This is a genomic window from Phocaeicola faecium, assembly GCF_014837055.1.
GTDB classification, from domain to species: domain Bacteria; phylum Bacteroidota; class Bacteroidia; order Bacteroidales; family Bacteroidaceae; genus Phocaeicola; species Phocaeicola gallinarum.
The window spans coordinates 1-1658 of the sequence record NZ_JACSPQ010000056.1; the positions used below are offsets into that span (position 1 = coordinate 1).

Genomic DNA, 1658 nt, shown 5'->3' on the forward strand with positions numbered 1-1658 from the left:
AGGTGACGGTGGTCGACGACCAGTACGGACGTTTGACGTTCACCAGTGACATGGCCGAAGCTATCTTCCACCTGCTGGACACCGGAGCGGAGTACGGCACGTACAACCTGACCAGTGAAGGCGAATCCGCCAGCTGGTATGAGATCGCCCGGACCGTGTTCAACCTGGTAAACCACAACGGCGACAAGGTTCAACCCGTGACCACGGCCGAATACTATGCGAACGCTAGCGGTCCGGTCAGCCCCCGCCCCGAACACAGCGCCCTCGACCTTACTAAGATTAAGAACAGCGGATACATCCCTGCAAACTGGGAAGGTAAGTTGGAAGAATATTTGAACATGTAATCGTACATGAGAATATCTTGTCTGATATGGCTACTGTTGCGGATATCCTTTGAACGGGTTCTACTTCAGTAGCCTTTATACTTTGCCTTAAATCGTCTATTGTGTGCAGATGATTCAACGAAAGCACAGTTGTGACAGACTTTTGCAGAAACTTTAAGATTCGGTATCTGCCGTAAACACAGGTATAGTTTTGTGAAGACTGTCAGTATAACACTGTGACACCGGAGGTAGCGGAACATGAAAGGCATTATTCTTGCGGGTGGTTCTGGTACACGGTTGTATCCGTTAACAACAGTGACTTCGAAACAGCTATTGCCGGTGTACGACAAGCCGATGATCTATTATCCGCTGAGTGTATTGATGATGGCAGGTATTCGGGATATCCTGATTATCAGTACGCCACATGATCTGCCGAATTTTGAGCGGCTGTTGGGTGATGGGACCCAATACGGTGTGAACTTCTCATACAAGGTGCAGCCGTCGCCGGATGGCTTGGCCCAGGCGTTCCTGTTGGGGGAGGAGTTTATCGCCGGGGAACCGTGCGCATTGGTGTTAGGGGATAACATCTTCTACGGCAATGGTCTGACGCGCACCCTGCGTGGCGCAGTCAAGAAGGCCGAGGAGGGCGGGGCCACCGTGTTCGGGTATTACGTGGATGATCCGGAGCGGTATGGTGTCGTGGAATTCGATGCTGATCACAAGGCGATTAGCATTGAGGAGAAGCCGGTCGTACCGAAGTCGAACTATGCGGTGACTGGCCTGTACTTCTATGATTCGCGTGTGGTGGAGTTTGCCAAGCTGGTAAGGCCTTCGGCTTGTGGTGAGCTGGAGATTACGGATTTGAACCGCATGTACTTAGACGACGGTTCTTTGAACGTTCGGACACTGGGACGCGGATATGCGTGGCTGGATACGGGAACAATGGATTCCCTGTATGAAGCCGGAGAGTTCGTGCGTACGGTTCAGCGGGCGCAGGGACTACCTATCGCGGTGGCTGAGGAAATCGCGTATGAAAACGGGAGGATTGATAAGAACCAGTTGCTCGCATCGGCTGAGAAATATGGCAAAAGCCCATACGGACAACATCTCGAGGATGTCGCTGATGACAAGATCATAACTGGAGGTCCAAGCCGGTTAGGGACAGATTAATTAGAAAATGCAGAAAGTCTAAGTTATGACTTACGGTGTTCGATATTACTCGTTGATGTAGGAGGAATAGTGCATCTGTTTAGTAAGCGCAATATGGTGCTGTTGCGTGAATTGACAGTGACCGATTTCAAGTTGCGATACCAGCAGTCTGCCTTGGGGTATCTA

2 protein-coding genes are annotated in these 1658 nt (G+C 50.9%); both read left to right on the forward strand.

The genetic code is table 11. The features are described from left to right. Positions 1-344: sugar nucleotide-binding protein (locus tag H9626_RS15835; protein WP_191710938.1), on the forward strand; the 344-nt coding region annotated here is incomplete at its 5' end. Between the two features lie 237 nt (positions 345-581). Beyond that, complete coding sequence (gene rfbA / locus H9626_RS15840) at positions 582-1493, forward strand: glucose-1-phosphate thymidylyltransferase RfbA (RefSeq protein ID WP_191710939.1); 912 nt, start codon at positions 582-584, stop codon at positions 1491-1493. Positions 1494-1658: the final 165 nt, after the last annotated feature.

What these genes read in the sequence shown, in the direction of transcription:
- rfbA (WP_191710939.1), top strand. Translation starts at nt 582, where the DNA reads ATGAAAGGCATTATTCTTGCGGGTGGTTCTGGTACACGGTTGTATCCG.